The 288-nt window shown below is 63.5% G+C and carries 1 pseudogene; it reads right to left on the minus strand.

Going from position 1 to position 288, the window contains the following annotated elements:
* A pseudogene (locus PZH32_RS13865) lies at positions 1-288 on the minus strand (hypothetical protein); the annotation flags it as partial.

Raw genomic sequence — 288 nt, forward strand, 5'->3', positions numbered from 1 at the left:
CAAACGTGAAGAAGGTGCGGGCGCGGCGATGGGGGCGGCTGGCCAGCTGGTCCTCGTGGGTGCTTGAGGGTCCCATGAGGGCAAGCTGCATGACAAAGAGGATGGCTCCCAGGATGTTCTGCACGAGGGCGGGCGTGAACGAGAGCGCGTAGACCAGCAGCACACTGACGGCATAGGCCGCAAAGACGAAGAGGGCGGCGGTTACCTCGTCGGTGTGGCGCAAGCTGCGCAGCCAGTAGAACATGCACAGCGAGAGCGCCGTGGTTGAAAGAACGCTGAGGCCAAACG

Source organism: Adlercreutzia equolifaciens (genome assembly GCF_029076695.1).
Lineage (GTDB): Bacteria > Actinomycetota > Coriobacteriia > Coriobacteriales > Eggerthellaceae > Adlercreutzia > Adlercreutzia equolifaciens_A.